Below are 14983 nucleotides of genomic sequence, written 5' to 3'. Positions count from 1 at the left end.
TGTGCAAAGATTAACAAGCCCTCGTAAAAAGTGATCTGGATTATGTTTTTAACCGTTGAGGGGAGTATTATCGGCACCAATTAAGGTGTCAGGTATGATCATCTCGCCACAACTTTGCGACAATGGATTATCGCTACAACTGTTGGCTTACTTATTGATTTTAATTATGAAGTTTTTGCAAAGGGCTATATTATGTCTCAGATGATTGATCTTGAAAAAAATAATGTCGCAACTCGTATAGAAGAAGATCTACTTGGCGAGCGCCATGTTCCTGCTGATGCTTACTGGGGTATTCATACTCTACGCGCAATTGAGAACTTCAATATTTCTAACACAACAATTTCAGATGTTCCTGAATTTGTACGTGGTATGGTTTTCACCAAAAAAGCAGCAGCAATGGCCAACAAAGAGCTTGGTGCTATTCCTTCTGATATTGGTAATTACATTGTTCAAGCATGTGATCTTATCCTTGAAAGCGGCCGTTGTATGGATCAATTCCCATCAGATGTTTTCCAAGGTGGTGCTGGCACATCAGTCAACATGAACACCAACGAAGTTATTGCTAACCTTGCACTTGAAATCATGGGTGAAGAGAAGGGTCGTTACGACATCGTTAACCCAAATGATCACGTAAACAAATCACAATCGACTAACTGTGCTTATCCTACTGGTTTCCGTGTTGCAGTTTACAACAGCATCATCAGCATGTTAGAAGCACTAGATTACCTAAAAACAGCATTTGATGTTAAAGCAACTGAATTTGCTAGTGTATTGAAAATGGGCCGTACCCAACTTCAAGACGCAGTGCCTATGACTGTCGGTCAAGAATTCCATGCCTACGGCGTATTACTAAAAGAAGAAATTAAAAATCTTCAATACACTGCACAACTATTACTTGAAGTTAACCTTGGCGCAACAGCGATTGGTACTGGTCTAAACGCGGCTACTGGTTACCAACAATTATCAGTTCAACGTCTTGCTGAAATCACAGGTTTACCTGTTGTTGCTGCAGAAGATTTAATCGAAGCAACATCAGACTGTGGCGCTTACGTAATGGTTCACGGCGCACTAAAACGTACTGCAGTTAAATTATCTAAAATTTGTAACGACTTACGTTTACTTTCTTCAGGCCCACGTACGGGTCTAAACGAAATTAACCTACCTGAAATGCAAGCGGGCTCTTCAATCATGCCAGCAAAAGTAAACCCAGTTATCCCTGAAGTGGTTAACCAAGTTTGCTTTAAAGTTATTGGTAACGACACCACAATTACTTTTGCAGCAGAAGCGGGCCAATTACAGTTAAACGTAATGGAGCCCGTTATTGGTCAAGCGATTTTCGAGTCAATTAGCCTACTTAAAAATGCATGTATCAACCTACGAGATAAGTGCATCGAAGGCATTACTGTTAATAAAGAAGTCTGTGAAAGCTACGTCTTTAACTCAATCGGTATCGTTACTTACCTAAACCCATTCATTGGCCACCACGAAGGTGACATTGTTGGTAAGATTTGTGCAGAAACAGGTAAGAGCGTACGTGAAGTCGTGCTTGAGCGTGGATTACTGACTGAAGAGCAATTAGATGATATCTTCTCTATCGAGAACTTAATGCATCCTCAATATAAAGCTAAACGTTATAACTAAACACGTTAACGCCTGAGAATACCAGCGGATTGTCACTTGATTATCCGCTTTTTTTTTGCAACTAAATCCTCTTTTTGATTTTTATCTTTTAAACTTTAGACAGGAAAAATTCTATGACTGGAATTGAACTCTTGGTCGTTCTGGGCTTTATTTATTTAGGTTCGAGAATTGGCGGTATTGGTATCGGTTTTGCCGGCGGTGCTGGTGTGTTGGTGTTATCACTCGTTTTTGGTATGCCCACCAGTGAATCATTAATCCCTATCGATGTTATTCTTATTATCATGTCAGTAATCACCGCTATTGCAGCAATGCAAGTTGCCGGTGGTATGGATTGGCTCGTAGAAATTGCTGAAAATTTCCTTCGAAAACACCCCAAACGTATCACTTTCTATGCGCCTATCGTTACTTATTTGATGACAGTATTAGCAGGTACTGGACACACGGCTTTTTCAACACTTCCTGTTATTGCCGAAGTAGCTAAAGGCCAAGGCATTCGCCCTTCACGTCCCCTTTCTATTGCCGTTATTGCATCACAAATCGCGATCACTGCTTCACCTATTTCAGCGGCTGTGGTGTTCTTCTCAGGAATCCTGGAGCCTGTAGGTGTAAGTTACATTACGCTACTGGCTATTTGTATTCCAACAACCTTTATTGCCTGCATGGTTGGTGCTTTTGTGGCTAACTTTATGGGATGTGAACTAAAAGATGATCCCGTTTATCAAGATCGTTTAGCAAAAGGCTTAGTTAACATTGAGCAAGCGGGCAAACGTGAAATTAAACCAACCGCGCGCAAAGCAACGTATATTTTTATTACTGCGATTGTTTTAGTGGTTTGTTATGCCGCAGCTATCTCTCACTCTATCGGTTTAATTACCGATCCAACACTGGGTCGTAACGAAGCGATTATCGCCGTGATGTTAACATCGGCTGCGGTAACAGTATGGGTAACTAAAATCGATGCAGCTGAAATTCCATCAGCACCAACGTTCCGTTCTGGCATGACAGCTTGTATTTGTGTACTTGGTGTGGCATGGCTTGGCGCGACGTTCGTAAATGCGCACGTTGATGGTATTAAAGAAGTGGCAGGTTCACTATTAAGTAGTCACCCTTGGATGCTAGCATTAATTCTATTCTTTGCTTCAATGTTACTTTATTCACAAGGCGCAACCACGACAGCATTAATGCCAGCGGCTCTTGCTATTGGCGTAGCACCATTAACTATGGTGGCTTCTTTTGCGGCAGTTAGTGCACTGTTTGTATTACCAACTTACCCAACGCTACTTGCGGCAGTAGAGATGGATGACACAGGCTCAACGAGAATTGGTAATTTGGTATTTAACCACCCATTCTTTGTTCCTGGGGTTGTTACTATTTCGACATCAGTGGCTTTAGGCTTCTTGTTTGGTAGCTTTATTTTATAATTGGCTATTAATAATGAATGATTAAAAAGCTGCTTTCGAGCAGCTTTTTTTTGCAGGTCATAAATCATTGCTAAACTGATGATAAGGTCATATGCGCTTACGTATAACCAAACCAACGACAATAAGGATGTTATTGGGTGGCAAATATTAAAACAAAACACGTCTTAGTGATATTAATCATAACAACAATAACCATAGTGAGTGGCCACTTACTTAGTAGTAAACCAACACCTGCTGTACTTACCTTTACAGCAATTAATTCAATATCTGAACTCAAACAGGCACTTAAAGTAGCCACTCAACAACAACGTCCAGTACTACTCGATGTTTATGCAGAATGGTGCTCGCCCTGTATAGCTTTAACTCAACAGACCTTTCCTGCTGCAAATGTTATTCCTCAACTCAAAAAATTCACGCGCTTAAAAGCCAATGTTACGGCCAATACCAGTACTGACATTGCATTAATGCACCACCTTAACGTGATTGGTTTTCCCAGTTTATTGTTCTGGGATACACAAGGAAATCCATTACCACAAGTAAAAATAAATGGTTTTATTAATGCCGATAGTTTTCGTCGTCATTTGCAACAAACGATCATTTTCCCCACAGCCTCATCAGTCTCATCAGTCTCATCAGTCTCATCAGTCTCACAAAACCATGCGCAATAACCCCTCAAATTACAAAAGCGCGTACTCAAGCATGATCAAGATCCAATCTCAACGGTGAGTAAATTGCGCCTTTGTTACTCAAATGTTAGCGTAAAACACTAATAATAAGAAATAGGCTCAACTATGGACGTTCAATACACCATTGTTATCGCCGATGATCATCCCTTGTTTCGTAACGCTCTCTTGCAGTCGATTCATATGGCCATCAGCGACACCCACCTCCTAGAAGCTGACTCGCAGAATTCGTTATTTTCACTATTAGAGAAAACGAAGGATATCGACTTACTGTTACTCGACCTCAAGATGCCGGGATCTAATGGCATATCAGGTCTTATCCAGTTACGACAACAGTACCCAGAACTGGCTATTGTGGTTATTTCAGCGAGTGAGGAAACGGAAGTTGTGCAGCAAGTTTATAACCATGGTGCATTTGGTTTTATCCCTAAATCGAGTGATATGCAGGTATTGTTAAATGCCTTAAAACAAATTATTAATGGTGAACCTTACTTTCCGACATCCCTCAATGACACCCATTATATCCACCAGCAGTTACCCACTAAAATTGCGACGTTAACCCCACAGCAATATAAAGTATTAACCATGCTGACAGAAGGCTTACTCAACAAACAAATTGCCTATGATCTCAATGTCTCAGAGGCAACAATCAAAGCACATCTAACCGCTATTTTTCGAAAACTTGACGTTAAAAATCGCACTCAAGCGGTGATCTTATTACAACAATTAGAACTTCATTCACTCGCCTAATAATACTCACCAATGCCGCCATTAATCTCGCTTTTATCCACTTTCCTAATGACGCTCTAATGTGAGCGCCATTACCGGTGTTTATCATCAACATTCAACACGCTCACTCAGCAAACATTGATTTAATATCGCCCGTAATTTAAGTGCCTTAACCGGCTTACTTAAAAAACTAAACCCTTGTTGACGAATCAATGTTTGTTTTTCAGTTAGCCTATCAGCACTAATCACAACCCCTTTAAAAGGGAGTTTAAGTTGAGATCGGCATAGTTGTAATATTTCTAATCCTGTTTGGTGCTTTGCAAGATGATAATCACTGATGATCACCTCAGGCTGCCAACCCTCAGCTAATAACGTTAGGGTCTGTGTTTTATCCTCTGCAATACGTACCTCACAATGCCACAATTCTAATAACGTCATCATCGCATCTAGAATCTCAGACTCATTATCAATACAAAGTACCTTCAATCCCTCTAATGACGAGTTCGATGCTGACGGTGATACCATTGCAGATAGAGGCAAGATTGATGATGTGGTTCGTGGTACAGATAAGGAAAAAACAGTGCCTTGCTGCGGCCATGACCGTAATCCTAATGGATGGTGTAACACCCGAGATATTCCACGAGCAATCGCAAGCCCTAACCCTAAACCGTGTTCAGCCTCCGTCGGATCCATGCGGGTGAATTCATCAAATATATCAGCCTGCCTCTCACGCTCGATGCCAGGGCCATTATCCCAAACCTCAATTAAAATCCGTTCACCTTGACGACGTACACCTAATAACACCCGTCCTTTAGGGTTATAGCGAAAAGCATTAGTTAGAAAATTTTGTAACACCCGCCGAAGTAATTTACTGTCCGAAAGGATCACCACCTCACTCATCACCACGCTAAAATCAATCTGCTGTTGTTGAGCTAATACACCAAATTCAGCTTGTAATACACTTAAGACATCACTGACTCGTAGTGGCATAACGTGAGCTTCCAGCTTACCGGCTTCTAGGCGTGAAACATCTAATAGATCGCCAATCAAATCTTCAGCGGCACTTAATGCGCTAGTGATATGAGCCGCGAGACGAGCACTTTGTGGATCAGAACTGACTTCAACGAGTGATGATGAAAACAATCGAGCAGCATTAAGCGGCTGCATTAAATCATGGCTGACCGCGGCTAAGAATCGGCTTTTAGAATGCGCTTGAGATTCTGCCTGTCGTGTTGCAATAACCAATTGCTGATTTAATTGTTCTAATTGTTGCGTGCGTTTCTTAACCCGAGCTTCTAGGTTTTCATTTGATTCTTTTAATGCCATCTCAGCTTGGCGAAACGCCGTAATATCACTGAAACTCATCACAAAGCCACCACTTGGCATCGGGTTACCTTGCACTTCTATCACTTGGCCATTAGCCCGAACTCGAGATGATGTATGAGAGGTTCTTTGTTGCAGATGCTGAATTCGCTTAGCAACATGCTGTTCCAAATCACCACTACCGCACAAACCTTGGCTAGCGTTATGCCAAATCACATCAGCAATCGGACGTCCTACTTGAATTAGGCCAACCGGAAATGAAAATAACTCAAGGTAGCGTTTATTCCATGCTACCAGCCGTAATTGATTATCTACCACAGCAATGCCTTGGCTAATATGTTCAATTGCGCCTTGTAATAAGCCACGACTAAAATCAAATATCTCAGACGCTTCATCAACAATGGTTGCCACGTCCTCTAATTGCAAGTCACGACCTTGCAATGCAGAAGTAAGCACCAGCTTTGCTGATAGATCACCAAAAACAGATGCTAGCACTTGTTCTGTATGTAAAATCATTGCAGGTGATGCTTGCTGTTCAGCAACAAGCTGACATTGTTGCTGCTTGGAAAATTGAGCAAAAGCGTGTTGAATACGTTTACGTCCAACAAACCTTGCTGCCAAGAGTTCAAGCTCCCTTACAGTAATTTGTGTATCCATTCTCAATCTTCCTTCATTGTCCTTTATGCCACTGTAACGGAGTTATTAACCTTGGCTCAATTGAGGTCGATCACAAAAATGACGCAAAAGGCTATTTTCATCCCCCCCCTCGTTTTGACCATAAAAAAAGCGCATCCATTAATAGACACGCTTATCATCATTATTAGCCAATTGTACTTAATTAATTTGTGGTGTGAGTATCTGGGGTTGCTTACCTGGTAACGGTAAACGGATAAAGAATACAGGCACAGCCATTACTGCCATGATCCAGAATACATCCGCCCCCCAGTCACCATAAATCCAGCCACTAATTGAGGTCAAAATTGCCATCACCGCCCCTAACGGAATCGCGTTATACAATGACTGTAGTGCCACCATATGATTGCTAGGTGAACGCTCGATATAACGAATTGTGGCTAAGTGAGCCGCTGCAAATGTCACACTGTGTAATGACTGCACAGCAAACATTGCCCATTGATCTGTAATGGTCGCCGTCAAGCCCCAACGGACTAACACGCCCACGGCCGCCAAACGAAACATATTATTAATCGACCAATTAGCAAATAAGCGCTTACTTATCAGAAACATGCCGACTTCTGCCACAACACTGAAACTCCATAAGTAACCAATTACCGATTCATCAAAACCTATTGTCTGCCAATAAATCGAACTAAAACTATAATATGCAGCATGACTCCCTTGCAATAGTGCTGCAATTAACATCAATTTAATTACTGAACTATCACGTAGAATCTGCATTAACGCAGGACGTGTTTGCTGATGACTATCGACATCAAGCGGCATCACAGCAGGGTTGCGTGCTGCCATTATTTGCGCAAAACCTAAACCCGCTAATGCGACCCAAGGAATAATATCTGCCCCAAAACGTTGTGCGAGAACGCCAACAACGGTAGATCCTGCAATAAAGGCAATAGACCCCCATAAGCGGGTACGTCCATAATCTAAATGGCCTTCTTTAGCATAGTGGTTTGTTATTGCATCAGAGATAGGTACGATAGGGCCGGCAGATAAATTAAACAACACCGTGACGGCTGCCAGAGCCCAGAGGTTACCACCACACACAATATAAATAATACATGCCACTAACCCTAGTAACGTAAAGCCACGTAAGGCTGGAATTAAATGTTCGACTTTATGGATCCGTGGTGTAATCACTAAATTAGCAATACAACGCACAGCAAAACCTAAGCCAAGTAACAAGCCAATATCAGAATCATCGACCCCTATATGTTTAAACCAAATCGCCCAAAAGGGTAAATAGACCCCATAAGAAAAGAAAAATCCCAATAGATATTGGGATGTCCAGCCATAAGGCTTACTTTTAAACATAATAAATCTCAAAATGTGGTAGATGAAAAACTGCTCTATTATGCCGTAAATCGACCACTACTCCGCAATAGTTCAGTGGTGTTTACTCTAAAATAACAAATATTCGCAACCTAATTGCGACGACGATCACACTCAAGATCAATGTCATTATTCAACCAATACTATCATCAGTGCACAAAATACAATGTAACCTGCTTGCAACAGCTTAAGCCGACCCAATTACCCCGAAATCTCATCCTAAAGTCTAATTGCCGTAAATCATATAATCCTCCACTTTAACAATAAATACTGTTTAAACCGTTGTTCGTTTCATATGGCTAATACCACCTAATTAGGGAAATAACTCAAGGAGAACAGAGATGAGTGAGGTTCATATTTATCCAGTTGATAGTGCAATAGCGAATAATGCCCATATTAACGACGACCAATATCGTGAGATGTACCAACAATCGACGATTAATCCACAAGGTTTCTGGCGTCAACATGGCCAAATTATTGATTGGATCACTCCATACACCAAAGTAAAAAACACCTCATTCGATAGTGGTCACGTCAGCATAAAATGGTTTGAAGATGGTGAACTTAACGTATCCGCCAATTGTATTGATCGCCATCTTGCTGATCGTGGCGATCAAGCCGCGATTATTTGGGAAGGCGATGATCCTAATGATGACGCCACCCTAACCTATAATGATCTTTACCAGCAAGTCTGCCAATTTGCTAACGCCCTTAAAAGCCAAGGGGTACGTAAAGGTGATGTTGTATGCCTTTACATGCCAATGGTCGCAGAAGCTGCGGTTGCCATGCTGGCATGTACCCGTATTGGCGCGGTACATACTATTGTCTTTGGTGGTTTTTCCCCTGAAGCCCTCGCTGGTCGTATTATTGACTCTAATGCAAAAGTCGTGATCACCGCCGATGAAGGGGTTCGTGGTGGCAGGGCTGTGCCATTAAAGCAAAATGTCGATGATGCACTCGCTAATCCATTGGTTACCAGCGTTGAAAAAGTAGTGGTATTTAAACGTACTGGTGGCAATGTTGAATGGCACAGTGAACGTGATGTGTGGTGGCATCAGGCGACCGCGATCGCTTCTAATCATTGTGCTCCTGAGCCAATGAATGCTGAAGATCCGCTGTTTATTCTCTATACATCAGGTTCAACGGGCAAACCTAAAGGGGTATTACACACCACAGGCGGTTATCTGGTTTATGCCACCATGACCTTTAAATATGTTTTTGACTACCAACCCGGTGAAGTCTATTGGTGTACTGCCGATGTTGGTTGGATCACCGGTCACAGCTATTTAGTTTATGGGCCCCTCGCCAATGGCGCGATCACGGTTTTATTTGAAGGTGTACCGAATTACCCATCCACTAGCCGGATGAGCGAAGTGGTTGATAAACACCAAGTCAACATCCTCTATACTGCTCCCACTGCGATACGCGCTTTAATGGCCAAAGGCGATGAAGCGATTGCAGGAACCCACCGTTCATCATTACGGATCATGGGATCTGTCGGTGAGCCGATTAACCCAGAAGCATGGGAATGGTATCACCGCACCATTGGTGATAGCCGTTGCCCGATTGTTGACACCTGGTGGCAAACAGAAACTGGCGGCATTCTTATCAGCCCGCTACCTGGCGCAACGGCACTTAAACCCGGCTCAGCAACGCGACCATTTTTTGGTGTACAACCAGCATTAGTTGATAACGTCGGTAATATCCTTGACGGTGCGACTGACGGTAACCTTGTAATGACCGATTCATGGCCGGGACAAATGCGTACATTATGGGGTGATCACGAACGGTTTGAACAAACCTACTTCTCAACCTTTCCCGGCATGTATTTCTCTGGTGATGGCGCTAGACGTGATGAAGATGGTTACTATTGGATCACAGGTCGAGTTGATGATGTGCTAAATATTTCAGGTCACCGTATGGGAACCGCTGAGATTGAATCGGCTTTAGTCGCTTTTGATAAAATAGCAGAAGCGGCGATCGTCGGTGTCCCTCATGCTATCAAAGGCCAAGCGATTTATGCGTATATCACCCTTAATGATGGTGAATATCCAAGTGCTGAATTACATAAACAAGTTAAAGATTGGGTTCGACAAGAAATAGGGCCCATTGCTACCCCTGATTTTCTTCACTGGACAGATTCATTACCTAAAACTCGCTCAGGCAAAATTATGCGCCGAATTCTACGCAAAATTGCCACAGGAGACACTGGCTCTTTAGGGGATACATCAACACTCGCAGATCCAAGTGTGGTTGATAAACTGATAGCAGAAAAACAACAATTATTCTAAATCGTGTTTATCCCTAAAAAAGCAATCTAACTAAGATCAAAAGACCGCAACTGTGGTCTTTTTTTATGCAGTTATTAATGATAATTTAAATCGAATTCAGCTTAGGATAAGCTAGTTAACGCTAGAATATCGCGTTAACCTATTCGATATTGATAATATTTTTTAAAAAAGCCTCATTAAATAAACTTATTAATGATCTTTTTTAAGCCTAATTATCACACCGTAATAATAACTGACAAAAACACAGTTTTATTACTAAATTCTTGCACTTAGTTACGTTACATTGACGTAGGATAAACGTATTAATATCTACTAACATTCTTACAGCGGCTTACACCTGTTCGCGCAAAAAGTGGTGATTAGACCAGTATTTTGCTGCGATTTGCGTTGAATTCTCTATAATTGGTTCACAATTAATGTTTGGTAGTAAAAAAACGGACACATGGAAGTCAACTTGTAGATAGCAGCAAGTTGTTCGAGTTTAACCTCATAAACAAGTGATGAGACCTCAAGATGCCAACCATTAAACGAATTTTACTGATTAATGGACCCAACCTAAATTTATTAGGTCTACGTGAGCCTGAACATTATGGCCAGCAAACACTCACGCAACTGGTTCAGAAATTAACGACCAAAGCCATCGATTTAGGCGTGGTATTAGAACACATTCAATCAAATGCGGAACACGAGTTAATTGATGCAATTCACCAAGCCTACGCTAACGTGGATTTCATTATTATAAATCCAGCAGCTTTCACTCACACTAGCGTTGCTATTCGTGATGCCTTACTTGGGGTTGCTATTCCGTTTATTGAAGTACATTTATCTAACGTTCACGCACGTGAACCTTTTCGTCATCACTCTTATTTATCGGATAAAGCGGTAGGAGTGATTTGTGGCTTAGGCCCTGACGGTTATGAATTCGCCCTACAGGCAGCGATTAATCGCCTGCATGCAGATAGCTAACTGAACAATATATAAAGAGAAAAATAATGGACATTCGTAAAATTAAGAAGCTAATTGAACTGGTTGAAGAATCTGGTATTGCAGAGCTAGAGATTTCTGAAGGTGAAGAATCTGTTCGAATCAGTCGTAGTGTTCCCGTCACGGCTATGCCACAACAATATGCTGTTGCTCCTATGGCTGCACCTGTTCAAGCAGCTCCTGTCGCACCAGTAGCTGAAGCTCCAGCATCATTCCAAGCACCAGAAGCACCGGTTGCTCTTGGCCATCAAATTCTTTCGCCAATGGTAGGTACTTTCTACCGCGCACCAAGCCCAGAAGCAAAGAACTTCATTGAAGTAGGTCAATCAGTCAACATTGGCGATACATTATGTATCGTTGAAGCAATGAAGATGATGAACCAAATTCAAGCAGATAAAGCAGGTAAAATCGTTGCAATTCTTGCTCAAGAAGGCGATGCAATTGAATTCGATCAACCGCTTGTAATCATCGAGTAATCGAGGCTCCTGGCTATGTTAGATAAATTAGTAATCGCGAACCGAGGTGAAATTGCACTTCGAATTCTTCGCGCATGTAAAGAACTAGGTATTAAAACCGTTGCGGTTCACTCAACAGCTGACCGTGATCTTAAGCACGTATTATTAGCAGATGAATCCGTTTGTATTGGTCCTGCTCGTGGTATTGATAGTTACCTTAATATTCCTCGCATTATCAGTGCAGCAGAAATCACTGGTGCTGTAGCCATTCACCCTGGCTACGGTTTCCTATCTGAAAATGCTGATTTTGCAGAGCAAGTAGAACGTTCAGGTTTTATTTTTGTTGGTCCTAAAGCAGAAACTATTCGCCTAATGGGCGATAAAGTTTCAGCGATTAACGCAATGAAAAAAGCCGGCGTACCTTGTGTCCCCGGTTCTGACGGTCCACTTGATGACGATGAAGCGAAAAACAAATCTTTCGCTAAGCGTATTGGTTACCCAGTTATCATTAAAGCCTCTGGTGGCGGCGGTGGTCGTGGTATGCGCGTAGTTCGTTCTGAAAAAGAACTGACTGAAGCGATTGCGATGACTCGTGCAGAAGCAAAATCTTGCTTTAATAATGACATGGTTTACATGGAAAAATACCTTGAAAACCCACGTCATATCGAAGTTCAAGTTCTTGCTGACGGCCAAGGTGGCGCAATTCACTTAGGCGAACGTGACTGTTCAATGCAACGTCGTCACCAAAAAGTAGTTGAAGAAGCACCAGCACCTGGCATCACTGAAGAAATGCGTAAATACATCGGTGAACGTTGTACACGTGCATGTTTAGAAATCAATTACCGTGGCGCAGGTACATTTGAGTTCCTATATGAAAACGGTGAATTCTACTTCATTGAAATGAACACCCGTATTCAAGTTGAACACCCAGTGACTGAAATGGTAACCGGTGTTGATCTGATTAAAGAGCAATTACGTATTGCGGCAGGTCAGCCATTATCATTTAGCCAAAAAGATATTCAAATTCGTGGTCACGCGGTTGAATGTCGAATTAACGCAGAAGATCCTGAGCGCTTCCTACCTTGCCCAGGTACGATCACACGTTTCCACTCTCCAGGTGGTATGGGTATTCGTTGGGAATCTCACATCTATACTGGTTATACTGTACCGCCTTACTATGATTCAATGATTGGTAAATTAATCGCTTATGGTGAAAACCGTGATGTGGCTATCTCACGTATGCGTAATGCATTAAGTGAAATGATCATTGATGGTATTAAAACCAATATTCCACTTCAGCAAGAGATTATGGCTGATGAAAACTTCCAAAAAGGTGGCGCTAACATCCACTACCTTGAGAAGAAGCTTGGTTTACAGTAAGACTTGATATGACATCAAAAGGCTGCCTAAGGGTGGCCTTTTTTATTTTTAACGCTGCCATCCCTTATTGGTTAGCGTTCTAGGCTTGGCATAAACCCCTATCTTTTGCCACAATAGCCCCCTTTTTTGACCTCTATCACTGACCCTCCCCCTTCAGTGGTAGATTCTTTCTCAATAATAACTGGAGAAACCGCATGAAAACGCTTTCTGCCCGCTACCGCCAAGCACATAAAGAAGCGCGCTGGGCGATAGGACTTGCGTTAGCTTATTTTCTTTGGTGGTATGTTTCCGCCTATGGGTTTGCCCCCGCTAGCAATGATCTCAGTATGCCAACCCTTTATTTTGGTTTCCCATTGTGGTTTTTACTGTCATGCATTGTCGGCCCAATTGTTTTCACCATCCTGTGTGCCTTGATGGTGAAATTTATTTACCGTGATCTCCCTCTTGAAATAACAGACGATAAACCACATGAATAGCCAACTTATCATTCCTTTAGTACTGTATTTAGCCGCTGTTTTTGGCGTTGCACTCTATACTCGCCGTTTTCAAGGTAAAGGTAACTTCTTAACTGAATATCTCGTCGGTGGCCGCAGTATGGGCGGTTTTGTTCTTGCTATGACCCTAGCGGCAACTTATGCCAGTGCCAGTACTTTTATTGGTGGACCAGGCGCGGCTTATAAAATGGGCCTAGGGTGGGTATTACTCGCCATGATCCAACTTCCCGCAGCATGGTTAACATTAGGTGTGCTTGGTAAAAAGTTTGCCATTGAATCTCGCCGTCACAATGCGTTAACCCTCAATGATATTTTATATGCTCGCTACCAACACAAAGGCGTAGTGATTTTCGCCTCTTTATCATTATTATTGGCCTTTTTTGGCACCATGGTGGTGCAATTTGTTGGCGGAGCACGCTTACTACAAACCGTAACAGGGCTATCTTATACTCATGGTTTAATGCTATTTGCGATCACGGTTGGGCTCTATACCACCATTGGTGGCTTTCGCGCAGTCGTCATGACCGATACCATTCAAGGGATCATGATGATCATTGGTACGATCGCGCTGCTAGTCGGGATCGTTCACACGGGCGGCAGTATTGGCGCACTAGTAACTAAATTACACGATATTGATCCAGCCTTGGTCTCACCTTATGGACCCAATCATTTTTTAAGCCAGCCTTTTATGCTTAGCTTTTGGATCCTGGTCTGTTTTGGCGTAATAGGTTTACCTCATGCCGCAGTACGCTGTATGTCTTACAAAGACAGCCGTTCACTGCATAAGGGAATGGTAATCAGCACGATCATGGTTGCCCTACTGATGTTCGGTATGCACTTAGCTGGCGCACTCGGCCGCGCCATTGTGCCTAATATCGCCAGTCCAGACCAAATCATGCCAACCTTAATGGTGACAGTATTGCCACCAGCGGTTGCGGGGATCTTTTTAGCCGGACCAATGGCGGCTATTATGTCGACCATTGACTCTCAATTAATTCAAGCGTCAGCAACCTTACTTAAAGATTTATATATTAATTATATCAATCCTAAGATTGCTGAAGGTGAAGCCGCTGAAACTAAATTACCCAAGCTATCACTCTGGGTAACTGCTATTTTTTCGGCACTGGTGTTTGTGGCAGCGATGAACCCACCCAATATGATTATCTGGCTCAATTTATTGGCGTTTGGTAGTTTACAGGCGGTATTCCTGTGGCCATTAGTGCTCGGCCTTTATTGGGAAAAAGCCTCTGCAACGGGTGCCTTTGCTTCAATGATTGTCGGATTAACAACCTATCTAGCGCTATCATTAGGCAAGCCAAACATGGGTGGTATGCATGCAATCGTTCCCACATTAATTATCGGATTAATCGCATTTATCATCGGCAGTTATGTACGCCCAAACAAATTAAAAACAGTCAAGATTAACTGATATTTCATCGACAATTACACTAACATAGCCGCAAATTAATCAGAGAGAGCCAATCGGCTCTCTCTTTTTTTATCGGTTGTTTAGCATCTGCTAATGGGGATTGGTGAAATTTCATGCTAAACTGCGCC

The 14983-nt window shown here is 42.3% G+C and carries 11 protein-coding genes and 1 pseudogene; 10 read left to right on the top strand and 2 right to left on the bottom strand.

The window, feature by feature from the left end:
* The first annotated feature begins 192 nt into the window (after positions 1-192).
* The 4 genes from aspA to Q0V26_RS02155 all read left to right on the top strand — a co-directional run bounded on the left by aspA (position 193) and on the right by Q0V26_RS02155 (position 4495).
* The gene (gene aspA / locus Q0V26_RS02170) at positions 193-1641 is read left to right on the top strand and encodes an aspartate ammonia-lyase (protein ID WP_297476307.1); all 1449 of its coding nucleotides are present in this window, start codon (positions 193-195) and stop codon (positions 1639-1641) included.
* 113 nt (positions 1642-1754) lie between these two features.
* On the top strand, positions 1755-3062 hold the full coding sequence (locus Q0V26_RS02165) for an anaerobic C4-dicarboxylate transporter (protein ID WP_297476304.1): 1308 nt from the start codon (positions 1755-1757) through the stop codon (positions 3060-3062).
* A 137-nt stretch (positions 3063-3199) separates the two neighbouring features.
* Entirely contained in the window at positions 3200-3730 is a 531-nt protein-coding gene (locus tag Q0V26_RS02160; protein ID WP_297476301.1) for a thioredoxin family protein, read from the top strand.
* A gap of 123 nt (positions 3731-3853) precedes the next feature.
* Complete coding sequence (locus Q0V26_RS02155; protein ID WP_297476298.1) at positions 3854-4495, top strand: response regulator transcription factor; 642 nt, start codon at positions 3854-3856, stop codon at positions 4493-4495.
* An 87-nt stretch (positions 4496-4582) separates the two neighbouring features.
* On the opposite strand, the pseudogene Q0V26_RS02150 reads toward Q0V26_RS02155, so the two are convergent.
* Positions 4583-6448: pseudogene (locus Q0V26_RS02150) on the bottom strand (PAS-domain containing protein); the annotation flags it as partial.
* A gap of 183 nt (positions 6449-6631) precedes the next feature.
* Positions 6632-7804, bottom strand: coding sequence for a 3-phenylpropionate MFS transporter (locus Q0V26_RS02145; RefSeq protein WP_297476296.1), 1173 nt, complete (start codon positions 7802-7804; stop codon positions 6632-6634).
* Positions 7805-8163: 359 nt separating this feature from the next.
* Here Q0V26_RS02145 and acs point away from each other — a divergent pair, with 359 nt between their 5' ends.
* The 6 genes from acs to panF all read left to right on the top strand — a co-directional run bounded on the left by acs (position 8164) and on the right by panF (position 14855).
* Positions 8164-10113: an acetate--CoA ligase gene (gene acs, locus Q0V26_RS02140; RefSeq protein WP_297476293.1), complete on the top strand. Its 1950-nt coding sequence runs from the start codon at positions 8164-8166 to the stop codon at positions 10111-10113.
* A gap of 513 nt (positions 10114-10626) precedes the next feature.
* Positions 10627-11079, top strand: coding sequence for a type II 3-dehydroquinate dehydratase (aroQ, locus tag Q0V26_RS02135; RefSeq protein WP_297476289.1), 453 nt, complete (start codon positions 10627-10629; stop codon positions 11077-11079).
* 26 nt (positions 11080-11105) lie between these two features.
* The gene (accB, locus tag Q0V26_RS02130) at positions 11106-11573 is read left to right on the top strand and encodes an acetyl-CoA carboxylase biotin carboxyl carrier protein (RefSeq protein WP_297476285.1); all 468 of its coding nucleotides are present in this window, start codon (positions 11106-11108) and stop codon (positions 11571-11573) included.
* 15 nt (positions 11574-11588) lie between these two features.
* A complete protein-coding gene (gene accC, locus Q0V26_RS02125) occupies positions 11589-12932 on the top strand; it encodes an acetyl-CoA carboxylase biotin carboxylase subunit (RefSeq protein WP_297476282.1) in 1344 nt (447 codons plus the stop codon).
* A 194-nt stretch (positions 12933-13126) separates the two neighbouring features.
* Positions 13127-13408 (top strand): YhdT family protein, encoded by a 282-nt coding sequence (locus tag Q0V26_RS02120; RefSeq protein ID WP_297476279.1) that lies wholly within the window; start codon positions 13127-13129, stop codon positions 13406-13408.
* A complete protein-coding gene (gene panF / locus Q0V26_RS02115) occupies positions 13401-14855 on the top strand; it encodes a sodium/pantothenate symporter (RefSeq protein ID WP_297476277.1) in 1455 nt (484 codons plus the stop codon). The genes Q0V26_RS02120 and panF overlap by 8 nt, the downstream gene beginning before the upstream one ends.
* The last annotated feature ends 128 nt before the right edge of the window (positions 14856-14983 follow it).

Origin of the sequence: uncultured Photobacterium sp. (assembly GCF_947039875.1) — a bacterium.
Taxonomy (GTDB): domain Bacteria; phylum Pseudomonadota; class Gammaproteobacteria; order Enterobacterales; family Vibrionaceae; genus Photobacterium.
Note: the sequence above shows the minus strand (reverse complement) of the source record. Positions and strands in the feature narration are given on the sequence as shown.

Coding starts and splice junctions, on each gene's coding strand:
- accC (WP_297476282.1), top strand. CDS start 11,589: ATGTTAGATAAATTAGTAATCGCGAACCGAGGTGAAATTGCACTTCGA.
- aspA (WP_297476307.1), top strand. CDS start 193: ATGTCTCAGATGATTGATCTTGAAAAAAATAATGTCGCAACTCGTATA.
- Q0V26_RS02145 (WP_297476296.1), bottom strand. CDS start 7,804: ATGTTTAAAAGTAAGCCTTATGGCTGGACATCCCAATATCTATTGGGA.
- Q0V26_RS02165 (WP_297476304.1), top strand. CDS start 1,755: ATGACTGGAATTGAACTCTTGGTCGTTCTGGGCTTTATTTATTTAGGT.
- Q0V26_RS02120 (WP_297476279.1), top strand. CDS start 13,127: ATGAAAACGCTTTCTGCCCGCTACCGCCAAGCACATAAAGAAGCGCGC.
- panF (WP_297476277.1), top strand. CDS start 13,401: ATGAATAGCCAACTTATCATTCCTTTAGTACTGTATTTAGCCGCTGTT.
- acs (WP_297476293.1), top strand. CDS start 8,164: ATGAGTGAGGTTCATATTTATCCAGTTGATAGTGCAATAGCGAATAAT.
- accB (WP_297476285.1), top strand. CDS start 11,106: ATGGACATTCGTAAAATTAAGAAGCTAATTGAACTGGTTGAAGAATCT.
- Q0V26_RS02155 (WP_297476298.1), top strand. CDS start 3,854: ATGGACGTTCAATACACCATTGTTATCGCCGATGATCATCCCTTGTTT.
- aroQ (WP_297476289.1), top strand. CDS start 10,627: ATGCCAACCATTAAACGAATTTTACTGATTAATGGACCCAACCTAAAT.